Source organism: Leclercia adecarboxylata, assembly GCF_035787115.1.
In the GTDB taxonomy this organism is placed as follows: domain Bacteria; phylum Pseudomonadota; class Gammaproteobacteria; order Enterobacterales; family Enterobacteriaceae; genus Enterobacter; species Enterobacter adecarboxylatus_E.
In genome coordinates this window covers 1-255 of record NZ_JALKTL010000036.1, presented here as the reverse complement: position 1 = coordinate 255, position 255 = coordinate 1, and the positions used below count along the sequence as shown (strand labels likewise).

Here is a 255-nt window from a genome sequence, read left to right as displayed (position 1 = left end):
TTCACGACGGACGTTAGCACCCGCCGTGTGTCTCCCGTGATAACATTCCTCGGTATTCGCAGTTTGCATCGGGTTGGTAAGCCGGGATGGCCCCCTAGCCGAAACAGTGCTCTACCCCCGAGGATGAGTTCACGAGGCGCTACCTAAATAGCTTTCGGGGAGAACCAGCTATCTCCCGGTTTGATTGGCCTTTCACCCCCAGCCACAGGTCATCCGCTAATTTTTCAACATTAGTCGGTTCGGTCCTCCAGTTAG

Annotated in this window: 1 rRNA gene; it reads right to left on the bottom strand. The window is 54.9% G+C overall.

Annotation, left to right across the window (positions count from 1 at the left end):
* Positions 1 to 255: ribosomal RNA gene (locus MXM41_RS22735) — 23S ribosomal RNA — on the bottom strand; the annotation flags it as partial.